The sequence below is a fragment of the Ralstonia sp. 110700041-2 genome (assembly GCF_056280165.1).
In genome coordinates this window covers 225,153-248,350 of sequence record NZ_JBSFAI010000003.1, presented here as the reverse complement: position 1 = coordinate 248,350, position 23,198 = coordinate 225,153, and the positions used below count along the sequence as shown (strand labels likewise).

General features: G+C 64.5%; 23 protein-coding genes and 4 pseudogenes. 15 read left to right on the top strand and 12 right to left on the bottom strand.

Annotation, left to right across the window (positions count from 1 at the left end; all coding sequences use genetic code 11):
• Positions 1–244 precede the first annotated feature (244 nt).
• Complete coding sequence (locus ACUXH0_RS06070; RefSeq protein WP_012430192.1) at positions 245–676, top strand: hypothetical protein; 432 nt, start codon at positions 245–247, stop codon at positions 674–676.
• 90 nt (positions 677–766) lie between these two features.
• Here the strand turns inward: ACUXH0_RS06070 and ACUXH0_RS06065 are convergent.
• Positions 767–1,028, bottom strand: a pseudogene (locus tag ACUXH0_RS06065) (MFS transporter); the annotation flags it as partial.
• Here ACUXH0_RS06065 and ACUXH0_RS06060 point away from each other — a divergent pair.
• Positions 1,027–1,524: pseudogene (locus tag ACUXH0_RS06060) on the top strand (LysR substrate-binding domain-containing protein); the annotation flags it as partial. The pseudogenes ACUXH0_RS06065 and ACUXH0_RS06060 overlap by 2 nt on opposite strands.
• 77 nt (positions 1,525–1,601) lie before the next feature.
• Here ACUXH0_RS06060 and ACUXH0_RS06055 read toward each other — a convergent pair.
• Positions 1,602–2,525, bottom strand: coding sequence for a recombination-associated protein RdgC (locus tag ACUXH0_RS06055; RefSeq protein ID WP_012430191.1), 924 nt, complete (start codon positions 2,523–2,525; stop codon positions 1,602–1,604).
• A gap of 175 nt (positions 2,526–2,700) precedes the next feature.
• On the opposite strand from ACUXH0_RS06055, the gene ACUXH0_RS06050 reads away from it, so the two are divergent.
• Genes ACUXH0_RS06050 through ACUXH0_RS06040 form a run of 3 tightly spaced genes read left to right on the top strand, consistent with a single transcriptional unit; the run spans position 2,701 to position 4,418 of the window.
• On the top strand, positions 2,701–3,363 hold the full coding sequence (locus ACUXH0_RS06050) for a dihydrofolate reductase family protein (RefSeq protein WP_012430190.1): 663 nt from the start codon (positions 2,701–2,703) through the stop codon (positions 3,361–3,363).
• A 22-nt stretch (positions 3,364–3,385) separates the two neighbouring features.
• Entirely contained in the window at positions 3,386–3,811 is a 426-nt protein-coding gene (locus tag ACUXH0_RS06045; protein WP_012430189.1) for a lipocalin-like domain-containing protein, read from the top strand.
• A 37-nt stretch (positions 3,812–3,848) separates the two neighbouring features.
• Positions 3,849–4,418, top strand: a complete 570-nt coding sequence (locus ACUXH0_RS06040) for a YdeI/OmpD-associated family protein (RefSeq protein ID WP_012430188.1) — start codon at positions 3,849–3,851, stop codon at positions 4,416–4,418.
• A gap of 48 nt (positions 4,419–4,466) precedes the next feature.
• On the opposite strand, the pseudogene ACUXH0_RS06035 reads toward ACUXH0_RS06040, so the two are convergent.
• The 5 genes and pseudogenes from ACUXH0_RS06035 to ACUXH0_RS06015 all read right to left on the bottom strand — a co-directional run.
• Positions 4,467–4,811: pseudogene (locus ACUXH0_RS06035) on the bottom strand (type II 3-dehydroquinate dehydratase); the annotation flags it as partial.
• Positions 4,812–4,875: 64 nt separating this feature from the next.
• Complete coding sequence (gene yjfF / locus ACUXH0_RS06030; RefSeq protein WP_012430186.1) at positions 4,876–5,949, bottom strand: galactofuranose ABC transporter, permease protein YjfF; 1,074 nt, start codon at positions 5,947–5,949, stop codon at positions 4,876–4,878.
• Positions 5,946–6,995, bottom strand: coding sequence for an ABC transporter permease (locus tag ACUXH0_RS06025; RefSeq protein ID WP_012430185.1), 1,050 nt, complete (start codon positions 6,993–6,995; stop codon positions 5,946–5,948). Before ACUXH0_RS06025 ends, yjfF begins: the two co-directional genes overlap by 4 nt.
• Complete coding sequence (locus tag ACUXH0_RS06020) at positions 6,992–8,569, bottom strand: sugar ABC transporter ATP-binding protein (RefSeq protein ID WP_012430184.1); 1,578 nt, start codon at positions 8,567–8,569, stop codon at positions 6,992–6,994. The genes ACUXH0_RS06025 and ACUXH0_RS06020 overlap by 4 nt, the downstream gene beginning before the upstream one ends.
• A gap of 100 nt (positions 8,570–8,669) precedes the next feature.
• On the bottom strand, positions 8,670–9,656 hold the full coding sequence (locus tag ACUXH0_RS06015; RefSeq protein ID WP_012430183.1) for an ABC transporter substrate-binding protein: 987 nt from the start codon (positions 9,654–9,656) through the stop codon (positions 8,670–8,672).
• A 395-nt stretch (positions 9,657–10,051) separates the two neighbouring features.
• Here ACUXH0_RS06015 and ACUXH0_RS06010 point away from each other — a divergent pair, with 395 nt between their 5' ends.
• The 6 genes from ACUXH0_RS06010 (at position 10,052) to ACUXH0_RS05985 (ending at position 15,158) form a co-directional block, all read left to right on the top strand.
• Positions 10,052–10,837 carry a GntR family transcriptional regulator gene (locus ACUXH0_RS06010; protein ID WP_012430182.1) on the top strand — a complete coding sequence of 262 codons (786 nt, stop codon included), beginning with the start codon at positions 10,052–10,054 and terminating at the stop codon, positions 10,835–10,837.
• Positions 10,834–12,558, top strand: a complete 1,725-nt coding sequence (locus ACUXH0_RS06005) for a fumarate reductase/succinate dehydrogenase flavoprotein subunit (protein ID WP_012430181.1) — start codon at positions 10,834–10,836, stop codon at positions 12,556–12,558. The genes ACUXH0_RS06010 and ACUXH0_RS06005 overlap by 4 nt, the downstream gene beginning before the upstream one ends.
• Before the next feature lie 2 nt (positions 12,559–12,560).
• A complete protein-coding gene (locus ACUXH0_RS06000; protein WP_004627681.1) occupies positions 12,561–12,827 on the top strand; it encodes a 4Fe-4S dicluster domain-containing protein in 267 nt (88 codons plus the stop codon).
• A gap of 7 nt (positions 12,828–12,834) precedes the next feature.
• On the top strand, positions 12,835–13,794 hold the full coding sequence (locus tag ACUXH0_RS05995) for a HEAT repeat domain-containing protein (protein ID WP_182594021.1): 960 nt from the start codon (positions 12,835–12,837) through the stop codon (positions 13,792–13,794).
• A complete protein-coding gene (locus ACUXH0_RS05990; protein ID WP_182594020.1) occupies positions 13,781–14,074 on the top strand; it encodes a DUF971 domain-containing protein in 294 nt (97 codons plus the stop codon). The genes ACUXH0_RS05995 and ACUXH0_RS05990 overlap by 14 nt, the downstream gene beginning before the upstream one ends.
• Positions 14,075–14,171: 97 nt before the next feature.
• On the top strand, positions 14,172–15,158 hold the full coding sequence (locus ACUXH0_RS05985; RefSeq protein WP_182594019.1) for a sulfonate ABC transporter substrate-binding protein: 987 nt from the start codon (positions 14,172–14,174) through the stop codon (positions 15,156–15,158).
• Between the two features lie 49 nt (positions 15,159–15,207).
• Here the strand turns inward: ACUXH0_RS05985 and ACUXH0_RS05980 are convergent, their stop codons facing one another.
• A complete protein-coding gene (locus tag ACUXH0_RS05980; protein WP_004627691.1) occupies positions 15,208–15,771 on the bottom strand; it encodes a YbhB/YbcL family Raf kinase inhibitor-like protein in 564 nt (187 codons plus the stop codon).
• 177 nt (positions 15,772–15,948) lie between these two features.
• Here ACUXH0_RS05980 and ACUXH0_RS05975 point away from each other — a divergent pair, with 177 nt between their 5' ends.
• Both ACUXH0_RS05975 and ACUXH0_RS05970 read left to right on the top strand, forming a co-directional pair.
• Entirely contained in the window at positions 15,949–16,509 is a 561-nt protein-coding gene (locus tag ACUXH0_RS05975; protein ID WP_012430176.1) for a YggT family protein, read from the top strand.
• Positions 16,510–16,581: 72 nt separating this feature from the next.
• Entirely contained in the window at positions 16,582–16,764 is a 183-nt protein-coding gene (locus tag ACUXH0_RS05970) for a glycine zipper 2TM domain-containing protein (protein WP_004627694.1), read from the top strand.
• Positions 16,765–16,804: 40 nt separating this feature from the next.
• Here ACUXH0_RS05970 and ACUXH0_RS05965 read toward each other — a convergent pair.
• Positions 16,805–17,799, bottom strand: a pseudogene (locus ACUXH0_RS05965) (GlxA family transcriptional regulator).
• Between the two features lie 134 nt (positions 17,800–17,933).
• On the opposite strand from ACUXH0_RS05965, the gene ACUXH0_RS05960 reads away from it, so the two are divergent.
• Positions 17,934–18,593: a cysteine hydrolase family protein gene (locus ACUXH0_RS05960; protein WP_012430174.1), complete on the top strand. Its 660-nt coding sequence runs from the start codon at positions 17,934–17,936 to the stop codon at positions 18,591–18,593.
• 4 nt (positions 18,594–18,597) lie between these two features.
• Here the strand turns inward: ACUXH0_RS05960 and ACUXH0_RS05955 are convergent, their stop codons facing one another.
• Positions 18,598–19,137: a hypothetical protein gene (locus ACUXH0_RS05955; protein ID WP_012430173.1), complete on the bottom strand. Its 540-nt coding sequence runs from the start codon at positions 19,135–19,137 to the stop codon at positions 18,598–18,600.
• A gap of 304 nt (positions 19,138–19,441) precedes the next feature.
• Here ACUXH0_RS05955 and ACUXH0_RS05950 point away from each other — a divergent pair, with 304 nt between their 5' ends.
• Positions 19,442–21,226, top strand: a complete 1,785-nt coding sequence (locus tag ACUXH0_RS05950; RefSeq protein WP_012430172.1) for an IlvD/Edd family dehydratase — start codon at positions 19,442–19,444, stop codon at positions 21,224–21,226.
• A gap of 21 nt (positions 21,227–21,247) precedes the next feature.
• On the opposite strand, the gene ACUXH0_RS05945 is transcribed toward ACUXH0_RS05950, so the two are convergent.
• Positions 21,248–22,264: a LacI family DNA-binding transcriptional regulator gene (locus ACUXH0_RS05945; protein WP_004627704.1), complete on the bottom strand. Its 1,017-nt coding sequence runs from the start codon at positions 22,262–22,264 to the stop codon at positions 21,248–21,250.
• Between the two features lie 89 nt (positions 22,265–22,353).
• The gene (locus ACUXH0_RS05940) at positions 22,354–23,109 is read right to left on the bottom strand and encodes an IclR family transcriptional regulator (RefSeq protein ID WP_024974614.1); all 756 of its coding nucleotides are present in this window, start codon (positions 23,107–23,109) and stop codon (positions 22,354–22,356) included.
• Positions 23,110–23,198 lie beyond the last annotated feature (89 nt).

The following is a 23,198-nucleotide window of genomic DNA, read 5'->3' as shown; positions in this document are numbered from 1 at the left end:
CAGGCGCCCAATGGCATCAGCTGCCGTGACGCAGCGGCTTAAACGCCGCCTTGCTGACGTGGATTCCGCATTGGAATGACGGTAGGGCCATGCATTCGCACGCCCAAGAACTCGATGGTCGCGCATCACCCCTGCGGGACATGGGGCCCTATGGTACGGTTGACAGAATGAACGTCATGATCCGCCATCCCCTGCTGGTTGGTGCTCGGCGGCACAGCGGTGCCGCCTGGGAGCGTTGCGCACCATGAGTGATGTGAAACGCGATCCGCGCCGCCCGATCCACGCCGAGAAAGTTGCCGCCAGCCGGGCTTTGCGCCTGAGTGTGCCCGCAGAGGCACGGCCCGCGCCGGTAAGCCGAAAAGACTGGCTTCGGCAACGTAAGGAGCAACTGCAGGCCGCCCGCGTTGCGGCCAAACAGCGACGTGATCAACTCAAGGCAGAAATCCTCTCGGCCGCGCAGGAAGTTGCCCGCGAGGAGCGGGTTGCCGCCCGGCTGGAAGCCGAACGCGTCAAGGCGGAAACCAGGTCCGCCAGCGTGCATGCCAAGGAAGATGCACGTGCTGCGGCCAAGTTCGAGCGCAGCAAACCGGCTCGCTCGACATCAAAGCGCAAGACGCTCGGAACAGGAAAACGCAAACTGATTTCTTACGCCGATCTCTTGCGCATGCGCGGATAACCTGGCAGCGGTTTTGCGGAGATTCATGCACACATAAACCCGCATGACGGCTACACGTTCGAAGGTACCCGGGATGAAGCGCCGGTATCCTTAGCGTGCCTGTACAGCCTCGGCTTCCAGGTTCTTAGTAAGCAACGGCGTGGGCTTCGCGTCGAGCTTGCGGAAAATCAACGCGGAAAACACGGTCACCACGCCCATGGTGAAGAACGCCAGCCGATACGCCGGCGCAGCCACGCCAAGCTTGACCGAGAAAAGGCTGACAAGCCCCCCCTCCGATCGATACGCCCAAGCCGATGGCGAGTATCTGCACCATCGAACACAAACTGTTGCCGCTGCCGGCATCCTGATGCGTCGAGGTCACGATGGGGATGACCAGCAAGCCGTACGAAGGCATCGAAGACGGCTCGCTCGACCTGATTGCCGGCAAGCGCCGCGAAGGCGGCCGACGTGGTGTCCCGCTGTTCCGAGGGCAGCTCGAATGGCTTGCCCGGCCCGGTACCGTGGTCGACGTAACTCAGCCGCTGCCGCTCATCCTCGTCAACGAGCCGAGCGTGACGCGTTCCATCGTGCTCGACACGTTGGCCGCAGCGGGTTGGCTGTGGCGCATCGTCTGCACCAGCTGCAGTCATTCCGGATCTATTGCCGCGGCCCGGGGCGGGCTGGGGATTACCGTGCGTGCGCAAAACCTGGCCGGCGGCGGGCTGGTGCCGCCCGTCAATGGCGACGTTTTACCGCCGCTGCCGGCCATCGAGTTCATCACGTTGTTGGCACGGCGCTTGAGCAAGCCTGCGGAAACGCTCTTGCAGCTCATCCGCAAGAGCGACCTGCGCGCCGGGCGGACCGACTGAGCAACGTTCACGTTACGACAATACGGCCTCGTCAACCTGCACCGACTCCTGCGCAACTTCAAGCCGGCTGACGAAACTCAGGCCGCCTTGGCCTGTTGCACGGCATCGAGCTGATCGCCGCCGAGGCTGTCGACCAGGTCGCTCAGCATCCGCGCCAACTCGCCGGTCATCAGCGCGACATCGGAGTCGAAGCGCTCGTCGTCGTTCTGCGCGGTGGGGTCTTCGGCTTCCTTGATCACGTCCAGCGGCGTCACGCGTTTGATCAGGAGCGACGGCGTCAGCACGAAGGAGACCCGGTCGTCCCAGGTCATGGCGAGCCGCATGCATTGCTTGCCAGCTTCGATGTGCCGGCGCATGTCTTCTGCCTCCAGCGCGTGGCCAACGTATCGCACCGTGGCGCCGCCCTCGCCCGTCGAGCGCAACTCGGCGTCCTGGTCGACGGTGAAGCCGCCGGGCGCGTCGCCGGAGAGCAGCCACTCCGTCATCGCCGCAACAGGCGAATGCTTCACATGCACGCTGGTGAGTGGCAATTGATCGATCGACTTGACGAGCAGGCCGCGCACGTCGTCGGCAACCGCCTGCGAAGCTGCATCGATCACGAGCCAGCCATTTGCCGTATCGATCCACACCCGCGTATCGCGGCGAATGCTGAAGGCGCGCGGCAGCAGTTCGTCGGTCACCTGTTCCTTGAGTTCGCGCAGTTGCTTTCGGCCGGGCTTGAAGCCCTGCTGCTCCTCCAGCTCAAGCGCCCGGGCCTTGGTCACCTGATTGATGACGGACGCGGGCAGCAGCTTCTTCTCGGCACGGAATACCAGCAGCATCTGCCCGTTGTTCGAATACACGAGCGCGCCGTCGTCACGCGGCGAGGCCCAGCCGAAGGTCTGCTTTTCTACGCTGTTGCCCGGTTGAAACGCGTGAGGTGCCAGCCACTTTTCAAGCTGGTCAGGGGTCACGGCCCAAGGTGCCGGCAGACGATGAAGCTGGAGATTTTTGAACCACATGGGAGGTCGGGCAAAGTGTGCGATTCTAAATGATGGCGGGGCCCTCCCCCCCAACGGCCGATGGCCAGCCCGACGCGCGCCGCACGTTCGGCTGGCCCCGGTACTAATATGCAGGTCCTGACGCCGGCATCCGTTGATGACCGATCGGGCGTCCGATTGGAGCTGGAGACAAACGATGACACGCGTTCGCGTTGCGGGCTTCACCCTCTCGCTTGACGGATACGGCGCAGGTCCGGATCAGGACATCAACAATCCGCTCGGCATTGGCGGGATGGAGCTGCACCAGTGGCTGGTCGCGACGCGCACGTTCCAGCGGACCCTGTTCGGCAAGGACGGCGGTACAACTGGCGTTGACGATGACTTTGCCGCCCGTAGTTTCCGGAACGTGGGGGCGTGGATTCTCGGGCGCAACATGTTCGGCCCCATTCGCGGGGATTGGCCCGACGACAATTGGAAAGGCTGGTGGGGCGACAACCCGCCGTATCACGTTCCCGTTTTCGTGTTGACCCACCACGCGCGTGCGCCCATCGAGATGGCGGGCGGCACGACCTTCCACTTCATCACAGGCGGCTTTCGAGAAGCGCTCGACCGTGCGCGCGAGGCCGCTGGCGGGAAGGATGTACGCATTGGCGGAGGGCCGAGCACCATCCGGCAGTACCTGCGTGAAGGCCTCATCGATGAACTGCACATCGCGATCTCGCCGGTCTTGCTTGGCCGAGGGGAACCCCTGTTTGAGGGGATCGACTTGCGAGCGCTGGGCTACGCGTGCGTTGAATCCGTAGCATCAGAAAAGGCGACGCATGTTGTTTTGCGGCGCCCATTGCCTACGAATACTTAAACGAGCGATGACAGGACGAACGATGACTGAGCGCGATACGAAGCTGCACGGTAGCTGGCGGCTGTTGTCTTTCGAGACCGAGCTTCAGGAGACTAAGGAGCGTACGCAGCCCTGGGGCGCTGATCCCAATGGGTCGCTGATCTTCGGCGCTGACGGGCGCATGATGGTGCTCCTCACCGCGAAAGTGCGGGAGCAGGGGAATACAGACGAGAAGCTGGCGGCGCTGTTCCGCACGATCGTGGCCTATACCGGGCGGTATCGGGTCGAAGACGATCGGTTCATCACGAAGGTTGACGCGTCCTGGAATGAAGCCTGGACCGGCACGGAGCAGGAACGGTTCTATACGCTGGATGGAGACAAGCTGGAAGTGCGCACGGCGTGGATGCCGAACCCATTGGTTTCCGAAAACGCAATGGGCAGGGGTGTTCTCGGTTTCAGGCGCGAGTAACGTCTCCGACAAACTCGATGGCGAACGGTCCAGCGCGATGCACAATCCAAAACTTTCCTTCATCAATCAGGAAGCCTGGGAAGCCTGGCTGGAAACCCACGGAGAGACTGTGACCGGTGTCTGGCTCCGCATCGCAAGGCGGTCGGCCGAACAATCCACCGTGTCTTATGCAGAGGCCGTTGAGAGCGCCCTCTGCTATGGATGGATCGACGGGCAAAAGCAGGCGGAAAACGAGCACTACTGGCTGCAGCGGTTCACGCCCAGAACCGCCAAGAGCATCTGGTCGAAGATCAACACCGCCAAGGCTGAAGCCTTGATCACCGCCGGGAGAATGCGCCCTGCAGGGCTTCGCGCAATCGAGCTGGCCAAGCAAGACGGCCGCTGGGAGGCGGCCTATTCGCCTGCGGGTACGTCAACCGTGCCGGATGACCTGCAGCAGGCTTTGGATGCCAACCCGAAGGCCAAGCAATTCTTCGCTACCTTGAATGGCCAGAACCGGTACGCGATTCTGTTCAGGATCCAGAACGTAAAGAAGGCCGAGACGCGTGCCAAGAAGATTACTCAGTTCATCGACATGCTGAACAAGGGCGAGAAGCTTCATCCATAGCATTGTCGAAACTGGAAAGCGCTATCGGTTCACGAAGGACCGCCGCCGCTAAGCGTGATCGATTGCCGATGCCGCCGCCCGCAGGGCCAGAAGGTAACTCTGGACGCCAAACCCGCAGATCTGCCCGCTGACGATGTCAGCAAATACCAAGTGATGTCGGAACGGCTCGCGTGCGTGGATGTTGGACATATGCAATTCCACCACCGGACACGTCAGGATCGCCAGCGCATCGCGGATGCCGTAGCTGTAATGCGTCCACGCGCCTGCGTTAATCAGCACGGCGTCCTGGCGCTCTTCGAACGCACCATGAATGCGCTCGCACATCGCCGCTTCGCTGTTGGTTTGGAATGACTCCACCTGCACGCCAGGTTCGGCGCCCAACGCCTGCAATCTGATAGTTGCACGAAACAACCTTTACAAGGTCGGTATGCCTACGGGAAACCGCAACTGCGTGTGCCTAATTGAAAGGCGGTACGGCGTGCGACTGCATGAGGATGGCCGAGGCCGGGGCGTCCTTGGCCGTCTCGTTCGACGGCCGCGCCGGCCTGTGCGGGGTCGACGGGGGCAATGACGCTCCGCGTTGCGCGCGCCCCAGGAAACGCTGCATGAGGCAGAACAGGCACAGCAGCACGCCAATGGCAATGCGCGCCCACCAGGAGCTGAGCGTGCCGTCAAAGGTGATCAGCGACTGGATGACGCCCAGCAACAGCACGCCCACCACACTACCGCTGATCAGCCCCACGCCGCCAGTGAGCAGCGTGCCGCCGACCACCGTGGCGGCAATGGCGTCCAGTTCCATACCTTGCGCGTGCAGCCCGTAGCCGGACAGCATGTAGAACGTGACCAGCACGCCGCCCAGTGCCGAGCAAAACCCGCTGAGCACATAGACGAGGATGCGCGTGCGCACCACCGGCAAACCCATCAGCAACGCAGACCGTTCATTGCCGCCCAGCGCGTACACCGTGCGGCCAAAGCGGCTGCAATGCGCGAGCCACGCCGCCGCGGCAAACACGACCAGCGCAATCACCACGCTGGGCGATACGTAATTGCCGCCGCCCACCTGGATCTTGTACTGCGACAGCGCGGTATAGATCGGGTCTGTAATGCTGATCGAATCGATGCTGATGAGGTAGCACAGCCCCCGCGCGAGGAACATGCCGCCCAGCGTGACGATGAACGGTTGAATCCGGAACACCTGGATCAGCACGCCCATCACCAGGCCGAACAGGCACCCGACGGCGAGCACCAGAGGCACCACCACACCGATCGACCAGCCGTGGTGTTCGACCTGCGCGGCGGAGATCATGGTGGTGAGCGCCACCACCGCCCCCACCGATAGATCGATGCCGCCCGATAGAATGACGAACGTCATGCCGATAGCAACGACGATCAGGAACGCGTTGTCGATCAGCAGATTGAGAAACACCTGCACGCTGAAGAAGCCCGTGTAAGTCACCGAGCCGAAGCCGAACAACAGCGCAAACAAAAACAGCGTGACGTAGAACGGCAAGCGCCGTGGATTGATTCTCATGACTGCGCCCCCGCACGGCTGTGGCGTTGAAAGAGCATGCTGCGAAACGCCTCCGATTGCGCCAGGCATACGGCAAACACCACCACGGCTTTCACCACGAGGTTGATTTCTGGCGGCACACCCATCGAATAGATCGCGTAGGTCAGCGTCTGGATGATGAGCGCCCCGATCACGCTGCCCCACAGGCTGAACTTGCCGCCCGCCAGGGAGGTACCGCCCAGCGTGACGGCCAGGATGGCGTCAAGCTCCAGCAGCAGCCCGGCGTTGTTGCCGTCCGCGCTCTTGACGTTGGAGCAGATGATGAGCCCCGCAACACCGGCCATGGCGCCGCAGAATGCGTAGATGCCAAACAGCAGCGCCTTGGTGTTGAGCCCCGCAAGACGCGCGGCCACGGGGTTGATGCCGACGGCCTCGACAAACAGACCCAGCGCCGTGCGGTGCATCAACAGCAACAACAGGCCCAGCACAGCAGCCGCGATGTACAACCCAAACGGCAGCCCGAACAGATAGCCATTGCCCACGAAGAAGAACGGCTCGTAGTACACGGTGATGATCTGGCCGCCGGTAATGAGCTGCGCCACGCCGCGGCCGGCCACCATCAGGATCAGCGTGGCGATGATGGGCTGCATGCCCGCACCCGCCACCAGCAGGCCATTCCACAGGCCGCACACCAACGCTGCGCCCACCGCAGCCAGCAGCGCCAGCAGCAGTGGGGCCTTGGTCACATACACGGGCAGGCCGTTCTGCACGACCAGCGTGCCGCCGACAAGCGATGCCGCAATGGCGCCGGAAATGGCGACCACCGCGCCCACTGAAATATCGATGCCGCCCACCGCAATCACCAGCGTCATGCCGAGCGATACGAGCATGAGCGGTGCTGCGCGGTTGAGGATGTCGATCAGGCTGCCGTACAGATGCCCATTACGAATGTCGAGGTGAAAGAAATGCGGGTTGAACCACGCGTTGAGCAGACACAGCAAAAGCAGCGTCACGCCCGGCCAGAACAATCGGTGGCCAGTCAGTGCGCGCAGATTGACGGGGTTCATGCAGCGCCTCCGGTGGTGGTGGATTGGCTGGCGGGCACGTCGCCGCCGGCAATCACGTGGCACAGGTTGTCTTCCGTCACATCGGCGCCGGCCAGCTCGCCCACCTTCTTGCGATCGCGCAGGATCGCCAGCCGGTGGCTCACGCGCAGCACCTCCGGCAGCTCGCTGGAGATGAACAGGATCGCCATGCCCTTGCGGCACTGCGCGGTCACCAGGTCCATGATGTCGAGCTTGGCGGCAATGTCGATGCCGCGCGTGGGTTCGTCCAGGATCAGCATGGCCGGGTCGGTCGCCAGCCAGCGCGCGAGCACGGCCTTCTGCTGGTTGCCGCCCGAGAGTTGGCCGATCGGCTTTTCAGCGTCGGGCGTCTTGATGCCGAGCTGGGCGATGTACTGGTCGGCAATCTCGCGCTGGCGCTTCTTGGGCAGATAGCGGAACAGCCCGCGCTTGGCCTGAAGCGCGAGGATGATGTTCTCGCGAATCGACAGCTCGGCGATGATGCCCTCGGTCTTGCGGTCTTCCGGGCAGAAGCCGATGCCCTGGCGGATGGCATCACGCGGCGAGCTGAACTGGCGCGCTTGCCCGTGCACGTTGATCGAGCCCGCATCGTTGCGGTCAACGCCGAACAGCAGCCGCGCGGTCTCCGTTCGGCCTGAGCCGAGCAGGCCGCCAAGGCCGAGCACCTGCCCGGGGCGGACGTCCAGATCGAGCGGTTGCACGACACCACGACGGCCCATGCCGCGCGCGCTCAGGAATGCGGGCGCGGTGTCATCCACGGATGGCACCTCGGTGCGCTCGAAGCGGCTCGCATCGATGTCGCGCCCGACCATCTTGTTGATCAGTTGCAGTTGCGGCAGATCGCGCGCGGCATATTCGCCCTCCAGCCGGCCGTTGCGCAGCACGGTAATGCGGTCGGCAATCGCGTAGGTCTGCTCCAGAAAATGCGTGACGAACAGCACGGCCATGCCGCGTGCCTTGAGTGTGCGGATGGCGGCAAACAGGCGGGCTACTTCGTCATCGTCCAGGCTGGAGGTGGGCTCGTCCAGGATCAGGATGCGGGCTTCGGTGGAAAGCGCGCGCGCAATCGCCACCATCTGCTGAATGGCCACCGGATACAGCGACAGCGGCAGCGTCACGTCGATGTGGATGTTCAGATCAGCCAGCAGCGCCTGCGCCGCCCGGTTGGTGGCCCGCCAGTCGATGCTGCCCATGCGCATGGGAAAGCGGCCGATGTGGATGTTCTCCGCCACGGTCAGGTTCGGGCAGAGATTGACCTCCTGGTACACCGTGCTGATGCCGAGCTTTTGCGCCTCCAGCGGCGAGCTTGGCGCGATGGGCTGACCGCCGAGCACGATCTCGCCCGCATCGGGCGCTTCAACGCCCGTCAGCACCTTGATGAGCGTCGACTTGCCGGCGCCGTTCTGCCCCATCAGAGCGTGCACTTCTCCGGGAAACAAGCGGAAATCGACCGCGGCCAGCGCCTGCACGCCGGGAAAGTTCTTGCAGATGCCGCGCATGTGCAGCAGCGCGCCGCGTGCATCTGTCGCGGCGGGTTGATCAACGTGATCGGACATGGGTGTGGCCTGTTGAGGGTGCATACCGGCAAGGCGAGTCACCGTCACCCGCCCCGCCTGCATTCCCCGATTCAGCAAAGGGCTTGCGAATGCCCCCCCCTCAGTACTTGCGGTTCGGGAACTCCTTGGCCGCCACCTCCATCGGGAAGATGCCTTCCTTGGTGACGATGCGCTTGGGCACGGTCTTGCCTGCCAGCACGGCGCGCGCGGTGTCCATCAGTTGCGGCCCGAGCAGCGGGCTGCATTCCACCGTGACGTTCAGCTTGCCGGCCATCATGGCTTCAAACGCGCCCTTCACGCCGTCGATCGAGATGATGGTGATGTCCTTGCCCGGCTTGAGCCCTGCCTCTTCAATGGCCTGGATGGCACCGATCGCCATGTCGTCGTTGTGCGCGTACAGCACGTTGATCTTCTTACCCTCGGCCTTCAGGAAGGCTTCCATCACTTCCTTGCCCTTGGCGCGGGTGAAGTCGCCGGTTTGCGAGCGGATGATCTTGTAGTGCGGGTCGGCCTTGATGATCTCTTCAAACCCGCGCTTGCGGTCGATGGCGGGCGCAGAGCCGACGGTGCCTTGCAGCTCGACGATGTTCACGTCACCCTTGGGCTTGACGTTTTCAAGCAGCCAGCGGCCCGCCTTGCGGCCTTCCTCGACGAAATCCGATCCGATGAACGTGGTGTAGAGCGAGGTGTCTTTGCTGTCGATGCCGCGGTCGGTCAGGATGACCGGAATCTTGGCGGCCTTGGCCTCCTGCAGCACCGTGTCCCAGCCGGATTCCACCACCGGTGAGAACGCAATGACGTCGACCTTCTGCGCGATGTACGAGCGGATTGCCTTGATCTGGTTTTCCTGCTTCTGCTGCGCGTCGGAGAACTTCAGGTTCACGCCCTGCGCCTTGGCCGTCGATTTGATCGACTCCGAATTGGCGGTCCGCCATTCGCTCTCGGCGCCCACCTGGGCAAAACCCATGGTGAACGACTTGTCAGCCGCGTGCGCCGCTGTCGCCAAGCCCGTGGCCAGCAGCACACCGGCCGTAGCCAGGAAGGTCAATACGGTCCGTCTGGCGCACGCAGCGCTCGTTTTTTGCATCGTTTGTCTCCGTTATGGTGGAACGCAGCCGGTCACTACCCCCGGGGCTGCGCACGTCGTCTTTGCAACGCGATACACGAGTCGAATCCGGCATGCGGCGCCCGTCTTCCCTTGCCGGTGATCCGTGGTGAGCCATGGTATGGACAGCCTGACATGACCGTCTAATGTTTTTTTGGGGGCTGACTGATATCGGTTTTGATATCAGACACAGCGTTTGCGCATCGTGCAGCGCACCAACATCGCGCAAGGCGATGCCAGCTGTGCAGACCGCTCAGCCAGAGCTGTGGCGGCGGCGTATGCCAAAAACCGAGCATGCATATCGAAAAAGCTTCGTTCCGCTGCATACGCCTGCTTTTTACACTGGGCGCACTTGTTATGACGAGTTGCGCCCATCGATGACCACCTCAAATTTGCACCGCCAACCTGCCCCGCCGCTCTATGAGCGCATCAAGGGCACGCTGCGCGAGGGCATTCTCAGCGGCCACTACGCGCCGGCCTCGCTGCTGCCGTCGGAAGCGGCGCTGGGCGAGCAGTTCAACGCCAGTCGCATCACCGTGCGTCAGGCACTGGCCGATCTGCAGAACGAAGGGCTGATCTTCCGCCGTCACGGCAAAGGCACGTTTGTGAGCCAGCCCAAGGCCTTTCAGAACGTGACGGCGCTGCAGGGCTTTGCCGAGGCGATGTCGGCACAAGGTCATGCCATCCGTAACCGCGTGCTGAAGCTGCGCACGCTGCCCGCGCCGACCGACGTGGCACAGGCGCTGCAACTGGCACCCGGCACGGCCGTCACGGAATTGCATCGCGTGCGGTTGCTCGATCAGGTGCCGGTTTCCCTTGAGGTGACGTGGCTGCCGGAGCCGCTGGGCAGCAGCGTCGCGCGGGCGGACCTCGTCACGCGCGATGTTTTCCTCGTGCTGGAGCAGGACGCAGGGGTGGCGCTCGGTCATGCGACGCTGGCCATCGATGCGGCGCTGGCCGACCACGCCACCGCAACCGCACTCGACACGGGCGCAGGCGCGGCACTGTTGCGCGTGGAGCGTCTGACGCACGACGCACAGGGCACGCCCATCGATTTTGAACGCCTGTATTTTCGCGGCGACGCTTTCCAGTACCGGCTTCGGCTGGATCGGCAGGTGGCGGCGCATGCGCAATCCATCCTTCCTTTGCAAGGCACCAAATGAACACGTTGGAACTGGAGTACGACCTCGTCGTCGTGGGCGGCGGCACGGCCGGCCCGATGGCGGCCATCAAGGCAAAAGAACGCAACCCTGCGCTGCGTGTGCTGCTGATCGACAAGGCGCACGTGAAGCGCAGCGGCGCCATCTCGATGGGCATGGACGGACTGAACAACGCGGTCATCCCCGGGCATGCCACGCCTGAGCAATACACGCGCGAGATCACGCTAGCCAACGATGGCATCGTCGATCAATCGGGCGTGTATGCGTATGCGCAGCACAGCTTTGCCACCATCGAGCAGCTTGACCGCTGGGGCGTGAAGTTCGAGAAGGACGAAACCGGCGACTATGCCGTCAAGAAGGTCCACCACATGGGCAGCTACGTGCTGCCGATGCCGGAGGGGCACGACATCAAGAAGGTGCTGTATCGCCAGCTCAAGCGTGCGCGGGTGGAGATCACGAACCGCATTGTCGTCACGCGTGTGCTGACGGATGCCGATGGCGCCGCCTGCGGCGTGCTCGGCTTCGATTGCCGCACGGCGGATTTCCTCGTGGTGCGCGCAAAGGCCGTGGTGCTGAGCTGCGGCGCTGCAGGGCGGCTTGGCTTGCCGGCCTCCGGCTACCTGATGGGCACATACGAAAACCCCACCAACGCGGGCGATGGCTATGCCATGGCGTATCACGCGGGCGCGGAGCTTTCCAACCTGGAATGCTTCCAAATCAACCCGCTCATCAAGGATTACAACGGCCCCGCCTGCGCGTATGTGACCGGCCCGCTGGGCGGCTACACCGCCAACGCGCGCGGCGAACGCTTCATCCAGTGCGACTACTGGAGCGGCCAGATGATGTGGGAGTTCTACCAGGAGCTGCAGGGCGGAAAGGGGCCGGTGTTTCTCAAGCTCGACCATCTGGCCGAAGAAACCATCCAGACCATCGAGACCATCCTGCACACTAACGAGCGCCCGAGCCGCGGCCGCTTCCACGCGGGGCGCGGCACCGATTACCGGACGCAGATGGTGGAGATGCACATCTCGGAAATCGGCTTCTGCAGCGGGCACAGCGCGTCTGGCGTGTATGTGAATGCACGCGCGGAAACCACCGTGCCGGGCCTTTACGCGGCGGGCGACATGGCGGCCGTGCCGCACAACTACATGCTCGGCGCGTTTACGTATGGCTGGTTTGCGGGGCAGAACGCGGCGGACTACATCGCGGGCCGGCAAGGCGTCGCCCGCGTCGACGACGCGCAGATCGAACGAGAACGCGCGCGCATCTTTGCGCCGCTGCAACGCGACCACGGACTGGCCCCCGCCCAGGTGGAATACAAGCTGCGCCGCATGGTGAACGATTACCTGCAGCCGCCCAAGGTCACGCGCAAGATGGAAATCGGCCTGCGCCGCTTCGACGAGATTGCCGAAGACATCACGCACCTGCACGCGCGCAACCCGCACGAGCTGATGCGCGCGATGGAAGTCAGCTTCATCCGCGATTGCGCCGAGATGGCCGCGCGCGCTTCGCTCTTCCGCACCGAGAGCCGCTGGGGCCTGTATCACCATCGCGTGGACTACCCCGAACGCGACGACGCCAATTGGTTCTGTCATACGCGCTTGTACAAGGACGCACACGGCGCCATGGCCAGCCGCAAGCAGGCGGTTGAGCCGTACGTCATCCCTGTCGATGTGCTCGGCACCGATTCCTACGCGCAGATGCGCATTCCGAAGGCTGCATGACCATGCAACAGACGACCGTTCATTTCACCCACACGCCGCACGACATCACCTCGCGCAGCAGCGCGCCCGTCACCATCGACGAAGCCAAGTGCATTGCCGACAAGGGCTGCACCGTGTGCGTCGACGTCTGCCCACTCGACCTGCTCGCCATCGACCTGACCAAAGGCAAGGCTTTCATGCAATTCGATGAATGCTGGTACTGCATGCCGTGCGAGCAGGACTGCCCGACCGGCGCGGTGAAGGTCGACATCCCGTACCTGTTGCGTTGAGGCGGCGATGACGACAACACCCCTGGCGCGCCTGCACGACGCGGATGCCGCCACCCGCCGCGTTGCCCTGCTGCAGATCGCCGATGAAGAAGACGCCGATGCGCTGCCGAACGTGATTGCGCTGCTTGAGCAAGACCCTGCCCCCGAAGTTCGGCTGGAAGCTGCGCGAATCCTCGCAACGTGGGAACAGCCGGATACCGTGGCCGCACTCGCCCGCGCGCTGGAAGATGTGGATGGCACCGTGCGTGATGCCGCGGCAATCGGCCTGGCGGATTTGAAATCGCCCGAGTCTGCGCCCGCGCTGTTGCCTTACGTCGACCATGCCAGCGCCTTTGTGCGCGCCGCCGCGTTGCGTGGGCTGCGTGAGCTGCGCGTGCCCGAGAGCGAAGCGCCAGCGCTGCACGCGCTGCAAGACGCCGACGCCGCCGTGCGCCGCGAGGCCGTTGCGGTGCTCGGCTGGCGCAAGCATGTGGGCGCATTGCCTGCTCTGGCGGAACGCGCACGCCATGACGCGGATGTCGACGTGCGCCGTGCCGCAGTCGGCGCCCTCGGCCTCGCCACCGATGCTGCCGTGCTGCCCGCGCTGCTCGATGCGTTGCAAGACACCGCTTGGCGCGTACGTGAGGAAAGCGCAAGCACGCTCGGCAAACTGCGGGCGTTGGCTCCGGACCCACATGTCACGCCAGCGTTGGTGGATGCGCTGGCCGATGCGTATTGGCAGGTCCGTCTACAGGCGGCCCGCGCGCTTGGCCGGTGGCGCGCCGCGCATGCCGTCGATGCGCTCGCTGCGTTGCTCACGCACCCAATCAGCAACCTGCGCAAGGAAGCCGCGCTCGCCTTGGGCGAAATCGGCGAAGCCTCTGCCCTGCCCGCCCTGCGCAGCGCACAAACCGATGGCGACCCGGAAGTCGTCAAGGCCGTGCGGATCGCCTTGGCACAAATCGAGCGCGCCCGTGCATCTGCCTGAGCGTATCGAAAACGACGTCGCCCAAGGCCGGCTGCGGTTGCACTGGGCAGACGCCGTTGTCGTACTTGACCACGCGGCATTGCGCGAGGCGTGCCGCTGTGCGGAGTGCCAGTTCAAGCGCCATCACGGCACGCCGATCAACGTGCCGGCCGCCGTGCGCGTCACCACCATCGCGCCTGCGGGTTACGGCGTGCAACTGGTTTTCAGTGATGGACATGCGCGCGGCATCTATCCGTGGGCGTATCTGGCGGAGCTTGCCGCCCTAGCAGCGCCGGGCTGACGTTGGCGGCGTCTATCCACATGCAATCTTGTTCGTTCCTTCGTGCGTGCGCTGTCCGTAGCATCAGCTGCACAACACAGACGACGCAGGAGGAACCATGCAAAGCCATCCGCCCCACACCGCCCCATCTGGCCGCCGACGCTGGCTAGCCGCATTGCTTGGCGCCGGCATGGCGCTGTGCGCAGGCCTGACGCAGGCCGCCGAGCCGACCACGGTGCGTATCGGCTTTCAGAAAGCCGGACTGCTGGCGGTGCTGAAAGCGCAAGGCGCGCTCGACAAACCGCTGGCCGAGCTTGGCTACAAGGTGGAATGGAAGGAATTCCCTGCCGGGCCTCAACTGCTGGAGGCGCTCAACACCGGCAGCATTGAGTTCGGCTACACCGGCGCGCCGCCGGCCGTGTTTGCGCAGGCCGCAGGCGCACGCCTTGTCTATGTGGGGGCCGAGCCGGGCGGCAAGACCAACGAGGCGCTGTTCGTGCTCGACAGCTCACCCGCGCACAGCGTGGCTGACCTGAAAGGCAAGCGCATCGCGCTGCAAAAGGGCTCCAGCTCCAACTACCTGCTGGTGCAGCTGCTTCGTCGCGCCAACCTCACGGTGCAGGATATTCAGCCGATCTACCTGCCACCGGCCGAGGCGCGCGCAGCCTTCGAGAGCGGCGCGGTCGATGCGTGGGTCGTGTGGGATCCGTATTACGCGCTGGCACAGAAGGCGTTGAAGACACGCACGCTGGGCGATTTCAGCGAGCTGCCGGTGTTCAACTTCTACGAAGCCACGCCGGAATTCGTGAACACGCATCCGCGCGCGGTCAATGCCATCCTGGCCCAGTTGCGCACGGCGGGGCTGTGGGTGAATCAGCATCCGCAGGAAACCGCCGCCCTGCTGGCGCCCAAACTCGGCATCGAGCAGCCCGTTGTGGAGACCTGGTTGCGGCGCGTGCCCTACGGCGTCACGCCGGTCACGCCGCAGATCGTGGCCTCGCAGCAGCAGATTGCCGACCTGTTCCTGCAGCAGAAGCTGATTCCGAAACCGGTGAACGTGCAAAGCGCTGTCTGGCAGGCGAGCTTTCCGGTAGCGGGATTGTGAGCCGCCGGCGGCCGCGCGCAGCGCGGAACCGTGAGCGGCCTCGCATCCGTCAGAAGTTGCCGAATCGGCCGATCCAGGCTGCGGCGCCTTTGCTATGCCCTTTGATGGCCGCATCCAGTTCAGCGCGGGTCAGCCCATTGGGCAGGGCATCCGGCGCCAGGTCCGTGGCGATCAGCAAAAATACGTAGTGATGCATGCCGGTGCCCTTGGGCGGACACGGCCCGAGATACGCCGGCTTGCCGATGGCGTTTTGGCCCATGCGCAGCGCCGGGCCGGTGCCGGCGCCTTCCGGCAGGCTCGTCTGCGTGGCCGGCATACCGTAAGCCATCCAGTGGTTCACGCCCAGGCCGCCCGCGCCCTGCGGGTCGGAGACGATCAGCACAAGGCTGTTGGTGCCCGCGGGCACGTTCGACCAGTGCAGCGGCGGCGAGACGTTGTCGCCCGTGCAATTGGCGTTGGCGGGGTTCTTGCCGGCGTACTTGCGGTCCATGACGCCGTTGTCGGCAAAGGCAGGCGATTCGACGGTGAACGTGGTATCGGCCTGCGCATGCACATGCGGCACAGCGGACAGGCACGCCAGCGACAACAACGCGCGAAATAGGATGGGCTTCAAGGCAGATCTCCTGGCAGAAAAAGCGGCGAACGGGCACCACAATACGCGAATGCGCCGCCGCTGCGCAGAGGCACAACGCACAGATCCCCATCAGATTGCCGTGCGACAATACCGCGCCTCAGCGCGCCGCGTTTACCGCGCGCTTCTGCCAGACCTGACCATAGGAGAACCGGACGCATGTTCGGCGATATCACGCGTTTTCTGCTCGACACGATCTTCTCGCTCTTTGGCGCGGCGCTGCTCCTGCGCGCCTGGACGCAAGCGGTGCGGCTGTCACCGCGCAATCCGCTGTCACAGGCCATCTTCCAGTTGACCGGCTGGCTGGTGCACCCGCTGCGCCGGGTGATTCCGGCCACGGGCTATATCGACTGGTCATCGCTGGTGGCGGCCTATGCCACGGCGCTTGTCTATCTCTTCCTGCTGGTGGCGTCGGTGGGCGTGAGCCCGATGGCACTCGTGCCAATGGGCTTTGTGGCCGCGCTCTTCACCGTGCTCAAGTGGGCGTTCAACGTGCTGGTGTGGGTGACCATTGCATCGGCCGTTCTATCGTGGATGGGGCCGGCATCGCCAATGGGCGCGGTGCTCAACACACTGGTCGACCCGCTGTTGCGCCCGATCCGCCGCGTGGTCCCTCCGCTGGGCGGGCGGCTCGACCTGTCTCCGCTGATCCTGCTGGTGATTGCGCAGGTGATCGTGATCGCGCTGTCGCATCTGTCGCTGTCACCGCTGTTCATGTGAGCGCGGCACGCGCTTTGCTCGACTGAGGGATATGCCGACCGCTGCATCTGGCCGGCCACTCAGGAGGACATCATGAATGCATGGAAAACGGCGCTGATATGCGCACTTGCCGCGCTGGCGCCCACGCTCGCGGCGTGTACGGCCGGCGGCGCTGTGGCAGGCGGTGTGGCTGGCCACGAAATGACGCACAGCACGGCTGGGACGATCGGAGGTGCCGCAGCAGGCGCCGTCATCGGCCACGAGCTGAGCAAGTAAACAACACACCACAGCGGCTGACCAGCCGCTTTTTTTCTTTTCAGGCTTGCGCAAACAAGGCGCGGTAAGCGCTGGGCGACGTGTGATACGTCCGGCTGAAATGCTGGCGCAGCGATACGGCGCTGCCGAACCCCGCCAGTTGCGCAATCGCTTCGACCGGCTGACGCGTGGTTTCCAGCATGCGTTGCGCATAGGCCAGACGCTGCCCGAGCAACCATTGGCTGACGGTGGTTCCGGTCAGTTCACGAAAGCGCCGCGTGAAATTGCGCCGGCTCATGGCCGCGCGTTCGGCCAGCGAGTCGAGCGAATGCGGCTCCGCCAAGTTGGCCACTGCCCAGTTCAGCAAATCGGACAGTCGATCACCGCCCGGCGCATCGTGCAGCGGTTGCTCGATGTATTGCGCCTGACCGCCCTGCCGGTGCGGCGCCACCACGAGCCGCCGCGCCATGCGGTTGGCCACCTCCGCGCCATGCCAGCGGCGCACCAGGTGCAGGCAGCATCCAACCCGGCGGCGGTGCCTGCAGATGTCACCAGCCGGCCGTCGGCAGCGTCCAGATACAGGACATCGGGCACCAGCTTCACACGCGGGTAGCGTTGGGAGAACGCATCGGCAGCGCTCCAGTGCGTGGTGGCCTCGTGGCCGTCGAGCACGCCTGCTTCGGCCAGCACAAACGCGCCCAGGCACAGGCCGACCACCGTTGCGCCGCGCGCGTAGGCATCGCGTACCGCATTCACCATCGCCGCCGGCGGCCGCTCGTCCGTATCGCGCCATGACGGCACGACCAGCACGTCAGCGCGGGCGGCTTCTTCGAGTGTGAAATCCGTCTGCACGGCAAACCCTGCCGTGGTGCGCAGACCGCCCTTCCTGGCGGGCTCCCCGGCACAGATCCGCAGGTTGTAGGACGGCAGCCCCGCCCAGACGCGGTCTTCAAATACAAGACACGGCACGGACAGGTGAAACGGGCTGATGTCGTTGAAGGCCAGAACGGCGATTTCCTGGGGATGCTGAGGTTGCTGGAGTTGCTGGGGTTGCATACGGGCTCCGCGCTTTGGCCCGATTCTTTCGATAAACGTCTTTCGGGCCACTGTCGGGAAGGATAGTCATCCGCGAAGATGCTGTCCACGGGCTCACGCAAATGCCCGATCCAACCGACCTTGAGGAGTCAGCCATGACCACGAACAACACCCCGAAGCGCGCCCTGATCGTCATCGATGTGCAGAACGAATATTTCACCGGCGGCCTGCCGATCGAGTATCCGGACCCGCAGCAGACCGTCGCAAACATCGGCGTCGCCATGGATGCGGCACGCGAGGCGGGCATTCCGGTGATCGTCGTGCAGCAGACCTCGCCGGCCAGCTCGCCGCTGTTTGCCATTGATACCGACGGCTGGCAACTGCACCCCGTGGTGGCGTCGCGTCCGCATGACCACTATCTGCGCAAGCTGCTGCCCAGCGCCTATCCGGAGACGGACCTGGCGCAATGGCTGGAAGCCCGCGGCATCGATACGCTCACCGTGGTGGGCTACATGACGCACAACTGCGATGCATCCACGATCAACCACGCCCTGCACAACGGCACGGCGGTGGAGTTTCTGCATGACGCGTCGGGCGCGGTGCCGTATCAAAACCAGGCCGGCTTTGCGAGTGCGGAAGAGATCCACCGCGTGTTCAGCGTGGTACTGCAATCGCGCTTCGCGGCGGTCATGTCGACCCAGGAATGGGTGCACAGCGTGAAGACCGGCGCGGTGCCCGTGCGCGACAATATCTACAAGTCGAATCAGCGGGCCCGTGGGCTGCTCAAGGATGAGGTGGCGCAGCGGGCAGCGTGACCGGTCAGCCGGCCACACCGTCCTCGGCCGGCAGGAACCCGCGGAACGACACCTCCACCTGTTCCACCATCGACGCCGATGTGGCTTCGCGCAGGGCCGCCAGCAACGCATCGAACGCGCTCTCCACAGAGGCGCGGTCGGTGGCCTCGACCAGGCGCTGGCGGATCGGGTGCTCGGCCGAGCTGAATGTGCGTGCCGCAATGTCCATGAGGTACATGCGCGCCGCCGCCAGCGAACGCTTGCGCGCCGGTGCGGCAGGTGCAGCGGGCTTGGGCGCCTCGGGTTGCGGCTCGGCCACCTGAACGAAGACGGGCTCGCCAGCAACATCGGTTGCGCTTTGAATGAAACCTGCCTGCACCAGCTCGACCACGGCCTGCGCTTCCAGGCCGAGCTGGCCGGCACGTACGACAAGGTCCTCGCCCGTAGCCTGCCCGTCCACCATGATGAGCAGCGCGCGGCTTGAGCGGCTGAGCGCGCCGCTGCGCATGGCGATTTCACGTCGCCCCGCGTCAGTCTTTTCGAATCGTGCGGATAACACCTGCATGGCAGCCCCCCCCTATCTTCCCCCGAAGATCGGCCCAACATAGGGCGCGTTGTTTGCAGAATCGTGAAACCGCAACCCTCCCCCACCAGCCGGGGGAGCGGCAAACGCTTGCGCTCAGGCAGGTGTCGGCAAATCCAAACACCCTCCCCCGAAGTGGGGCTGACAACACGCGCTATTGCCTGCGCCTACTTCCGGCTCTACCATGCGTTGTTACCGGTACCAAAATGGCGTCACAGGCTTCCGGAAAGCGCCACGCCAATTCCCCGCGGAGGGAACCCCAGTTGCATATAACGACCGAGACACCATGCCCGCCCAACCTCCACGCAGACTGCGCAGCCAGCTTTGGTTCGATGACCCGAGCCACGCAGACATGACCGCCCTCTACGTAGAACGCTTCATGAACTACGGCTTGACGCGTGAAGAGTTGCAGTCTGGCCGGCCGATCATCGGCATTGCGCAGACGGGTAATGATCTCGCCCCTTGCAACCGGCACCACCTTGAGCTGGCGCAGCGTGTGAAGGCCGGCATACGCGACGCGGGCGGCATTCCGATGGAGTTTCCAGTTCACCCGCTGGCCGAGCAAAGTCGCCGCCCGACCGCGGCGCTCGATCGGAATCTCGCCTATCTCGGTCTGGTCGAGATCCTGCATGGCTTCCCGCTGGACGGCGTCGTGCTGACGACCGGCTGCGATAAAACCACGCCCGCCTGCCTGATGGCCGCGGCCACGGTCGACCTGCCGGCCATCGTCCTGTCTGGCGGGCCGATGCTGGACGGCTGGCACGAGGGCAAACGGGTGGGCTCGGGCACCGTCATCTGGCATGCGCGCAACCGGCTGGCTGCCGGCGACATCGACTACGAAGGCTTCATGGAGTTGACCACCGCGTCGTCGCCGTCGATTGGCCACTGCAATACGATGGGCACCGCGCTGTCGATGAACAGCCTGGCCGAAGCGCTGGGCATGTCGCTGCCTGGGTGCGCCAGCATTCCGGCGGCGTATCGCGAGCGTGGGCAGATGGCCTATGCCACGGGCAAGCGCATCGTCGACCTCGTGCGTGAAGACATCCGCCCCTCAACGATCATGACGCGCGCGGCGTTCGAAAACGCCATCATGGTGGCCTCCGCGCTTGGTGCGTCGACCAACTGCCCGCCACACCTCATCGCAATCGCGCGCCACATGGGCGTGGAACTGAGCCTTGAAGACTGGCAGCGCCACGGAGAGTCGGTTCCGCTGCTCGTGAACTGCATGCCGGCAGGCGAATACCTGGGCGAGAGCTTCCACCGCTCGGGCGGCGTGCCCGCCGTATTGCGCCAGCTTGACGCGGGCGGGTTGCTGCGCCGCGATTGCCCCACCGTATCGGGCCGGACGATCGGCGCAATTGCCGATGCCGCCCCCGCCGCCGACCGCGAGGTGATCTTTCCTGTGGACGCACCGCTCAAGCATCGCGCCGGCTTCATCGTGCTGTCGGGCAATTTCTTCGACAGCGCCATCATGAAGATGTCGGTAGTAGGCGAGGCATTCCGGCAGACCTACCTGAGCGAGCCCGGCGCGGAAAATGTTTTCGAGACGCGCGCGATTGTCTTCGATGGCCCCGAGGATTATCACGCCCGCATCAACGATCCGGCCCTCGCCATTGATGAACGCTGCATCCTCGTTATCCGTGGCTGCGGAACGGTCGGTTATCCGGGCAGCGCGGAGGTCGTCAACATGGCGCCGCCCGCAGCACTGGTCAAGCAAGGGATCGAATCGCTGCCCTGCATGGGCGATGGCCGGCAAAGCGGTACCTCGGCCAGCCCATCGATCTTGAACATGTCTCCGGAGGCGGCAGCCGGTGGCGGGCTTGCGCTGCTGCGCACGGGCGATCGCATCCGCGTGGACCTCAATGCACGCAGGGTCGATGTGTTGGTCGATGCGGAAGAGCTGGAACGCCGCCGTGAAAGCGCGACCTTCAGCGTGCCGCAGTCGCAAACGCCCTGGCAGGAAATCTATCGGAAGTGCGTCGGGCAGCTTTCAACGGGCGGATGCCTGGAGCCGGCAACCCTGTACCTGAACGTCATCGAGACGCGCGGCAATCCACGGCACTCGCATTGACGCTGCGCATGAAGCAGCCGGCTATGCGCTCTCGCGCTCGACAACGCTGAAGTCGATGCGCGAGAGCTTGCGGGTGCTCTTGGCCTCGCCAACGCCGAGCGCATCGAGCAAGACCTCGCCCGTGCGCAGGCCGATGCCATAGGCGTCGACGGAAATCGTCGTGATGGTCGGGTGGCAGCACCACGCGACTTCAAAATTGCCGAAGCCCGCAACAGCAATGTCACCGGGCACGGACAGACCGCGCCGGTGGCATTCCATGATGGCGCCGAATGCGGACATGTCGCTCACGCACATCACGGCATCGGTGTCGGGCCAGGCATCGAGCAACGCGGCCATCGCCGGGCCGCCGTGGCTCATGGTGATGGGCGACTCGCCCAGGCGGATCACACGCGGCTCGCCAAGGCCAAGCGACTTGATTCCGCTCATGTACCCGCGCATGCGGTCGGTGCCGCGCCGGTCCAGTTCGCTTGCCCCGCACAGGAAACCAATGCGCCGGTAGCCCCGCTGATGCAGGTGATGCAGCATCGCGAGCGACGCCTTGGCGTTCGAGAACCCGACCGCGCGATCGATCGGGCGCTCAGGCAGATCCCACATCTCGACGATGGGGATGCCGGCGCGCTCCAGCAACGCACGCGTGCCTGGACTGTGATGGCGCCCGGTCAAGGCAATGCCACGCGGCTGATGGCGCAGCAGCGACCGCACCAGCGCCTCCTCCTGATCGAGGTGGTAGTCGGTATCCCCCAGCAGCAGTTGCAGACCATGCGGCGCCAGCGCATCGCTCAGTCCGCGCACGGTATCGGCAAAGTTGGAACTCGCCAGCGAAGGCACCAGGGCGGCGACGAATTCAGATCGGCCGCTGGACAGCATCCCAGCCGCGGCCGTAGCAACGTAGCCGAGTGCATCGATGGCCTCTTGCACGCGCGCGCGGGTCTCGGGCGACACGCTGCCGCCTGCCAGCACCCGTGACACGGTCATCTTCGACACGCCGGCAACGCGCGCAACATCGGCCATGCGAGGAGGAGTGGTGCCGGTGGTCATGAGAAACGTCTACGCGCCGAGGGGAGAAAAGAGGAAAGAAAAAAGAGGTGTGGCGATCATAGCGGAACCGGCCACGAAGCAGCCCGCCGCTATGCCTGCGCGAGCGCGCGGCCGATGCGGTCCGCCATCCCCGCAACACCGACGACGAGGCGTTTCTCCCTGCGGGCGTCCAGTCGGCTGACGGGCACGCTCGAACTCACCGCAACGCGTTTCCCTAGCGGCGTGATGCCCACAAACGCCGCGAAGCAGGCGAGCCCCGCCACCACCTCCTCACGCTCTGTCGCCAGCCCCCGCACGCGAATGCGCTCAAGCTCGTCGAGCAAATCGGCGCGGCGCGTGGTGGTGCGCTCCGTCATGGCGGCAAGACGAGCCGGCAGGAGCGCGCGCACCGCTTCATCGTCAAGGCTTGCGAGCAGCGCCTTGCCCAGCGCACAACAATGGGCCGGCAGGCGCAGGCCGACATCCGATACCAGGCGGACCGGCCTCGGCGCGTCTTCCCGCGCGATGTAGACGACCTCCGTACCGTCGAGCACAGCCAGTTGCACGACTTCATTGTGTGCGGCCACGAAGGCGGCGGATTCGCGCCGGAACGCTGCCAACAAGCTGTCGTGGCGGAAGTAAGCGTTGCCCAACTCAAACAGGGTCAAGCCGATCAGATAGCCGTCTGCCCGCTTCTCGATCCAGCGACGCTTTTCGAGCGACTCCAGCAGCAGGTACAACGTGCTTCTGGACATGCCCGTCGCCTGCGCCAATGCGGCCGGCCGGACGGGAGACGTCGCCGCGCAGAGTATTTCCAGCACGTCATGAATGCGCTTGAGTGCTGGCACCTCGTAGTCTGTCTTCACTGGAAACCTGCTCCGCTCGCAATTGGCTCGATTTTCCAACAGGTTGGAAATTGCGTCACGTGGTTGGACACCCCGCATCGCCATCTCTA

What these genes read in the sequence shown, in the direction of transcription:
- ACUXH0_RS06070 (WP_012430192.1), top strand. Translation starts at nt 245, where the DNA reads ATGAGTGATGTGAAACGCGATCCGCGCCGCCCGATCCACGCCGAGAAA.
- ACUXH0_RS06055 (WP_012430191.1), bottom strand. Translation starts at nt 2,525, where the DNA reads ATGTGGTTCAAAAATCTCCAGCTTCATCGTCTGCCGGCACCTTGGGCC.
- ACUXH0_RS06050 (WP_012430190.1), top strand. Translation starts at nt 2,701, where the DNA reads ATGACACGCGTTCGCGTTGCGGGCTTCACCCTCTCGCTTGACGGATAC.
- ACUXH0_RS06045 (WP_012430189.1), top strand. Translation starts at nt 3,386, where the DNA reads ATGACTGAGCGCGATACGAAGCTGCACGGTAGCTGGCGGCTGTTGTCT.
- ACUXH0_RS06040 (WP_012430188.1), top strand. Translation starts at nt 3,849, where the DNA reads ATGCACAATCCAAAACTTTCCTTCATCAATCAGGAAGCCTGGGAAGCC.
- yjfF (WP_012430186.1), bottom strand. Translation starts at nt 5,949, where the DNA reads ATGAGAATCAATCCACGGCGCTTGCCGTTCTACGTCACGCTGTTTTTG.
- ACUXH0_RS06025 (WP_012430185.1), bottom strand. Translation starts at nt 6,995, where the DNA reads ATGAACCCCGTCAATCTGCGCGCACTGACTGGCCACCGATTGTTCTGG.
- ACUXH0_RS06020 (WP_012430184.1), bottom strand. Translation starts at nt 8,569, where the DNA reads ATGTCCGATCACGTTGATCAACCCGCCGCGACAGATGCACGCGGCGCG.
- ACUXH0_RS06015 (WP_012430183.1), bottom strand. Translation starts at nt 9,656, where the DNA reads ATGCAAAAAACGAGCGCTGCGTGCGCCAGACGGACCGTATTGACCTTC.
- ACUXH0_RS06010 (WP_012430182.1), top strand. Translation starts at nt 10,052, where the DNA reads ATGACCACCTCAAATTTGCACCGCCAACCTGCCCCGCCGCTCTATGAG.
- ACUXH0_RS06005 (WP_012430181.1), top strand. Translation starts at nt 10,834, where the DNA reads ATGAACACGTTGGAACTGGAGTACGACCTCGTCGTCGTGGGCGGCGGC.
- ACUXH0_RS06000 (WP_004627681.1), top strand. Translation starts at nt 12,561, where the DNA reads ATGCAACAGACGACCGTTCATTTCACCCACACGCCGCACGACATCACC.
- ACUXH0_RS05995 (WP_182594021.1), top strand. Translation starts at nt 12,835, where the DNA reads ATGACGACAACACCCCTGGCGCGCCTGCACGACGCGGATGCCGCCACC.
- ACUXH0_RS05985 (WP_182594019.1), top strand. Translation starts at nt 14,172, where the DNA reads ATGCAAAGCCATCCGCCCCACACCGCCCCATCTGGCCGCCGACGCTGG.
- ACUXH0_RS05975 (WP_012430176.1), top strand. Translation starts at nt 15,949, where the DNA reads ATGTTCGGCGATATCACGCGTTTTCTGCTCGACACGATCTTCTCGCTC.
- ACUXH0_RS05970 (WP_004627694.1), top strand. Translation starts at nt 16,582, where the DNA reads ATGAATGCATGGAAAACGGCGCTGATATGCGCACTTGCCGCGCTGGCG.
- ACUXH0_RS05960 (WP_012430174.1), top strand. Translation starts at nt 17,934, where the DNA reads ATGACCACGAACAACACCCCGAAGCGCGCCCTGATCGTCATCGATGTG.
- ACUXH0_RS05955 (WP_012430173.1), bottom strand. Translation starts at nt 19,137, where the DNA reads ATGCAGGTGTTATCCGCACGATTCGAAAAGACTGACGCGGGGCGACGT.
- ACUXH0_RS05950 (WP_012430172.1), top strand. Translation starts at nt 19,442, where the DNA reads ATGCCCGCCCAACCTCCACGCAGACTGCGCAGCCAGCTTTGGTTCGAT.
- ACUXH0_RS05945 (WP_004627704.1), bottom strand. Translation starts at nt 22,264, where the DNA reads ATGACCACCGGCACCACTCCTCCTCGCATGGCCGATGTTGCGCGCGTT.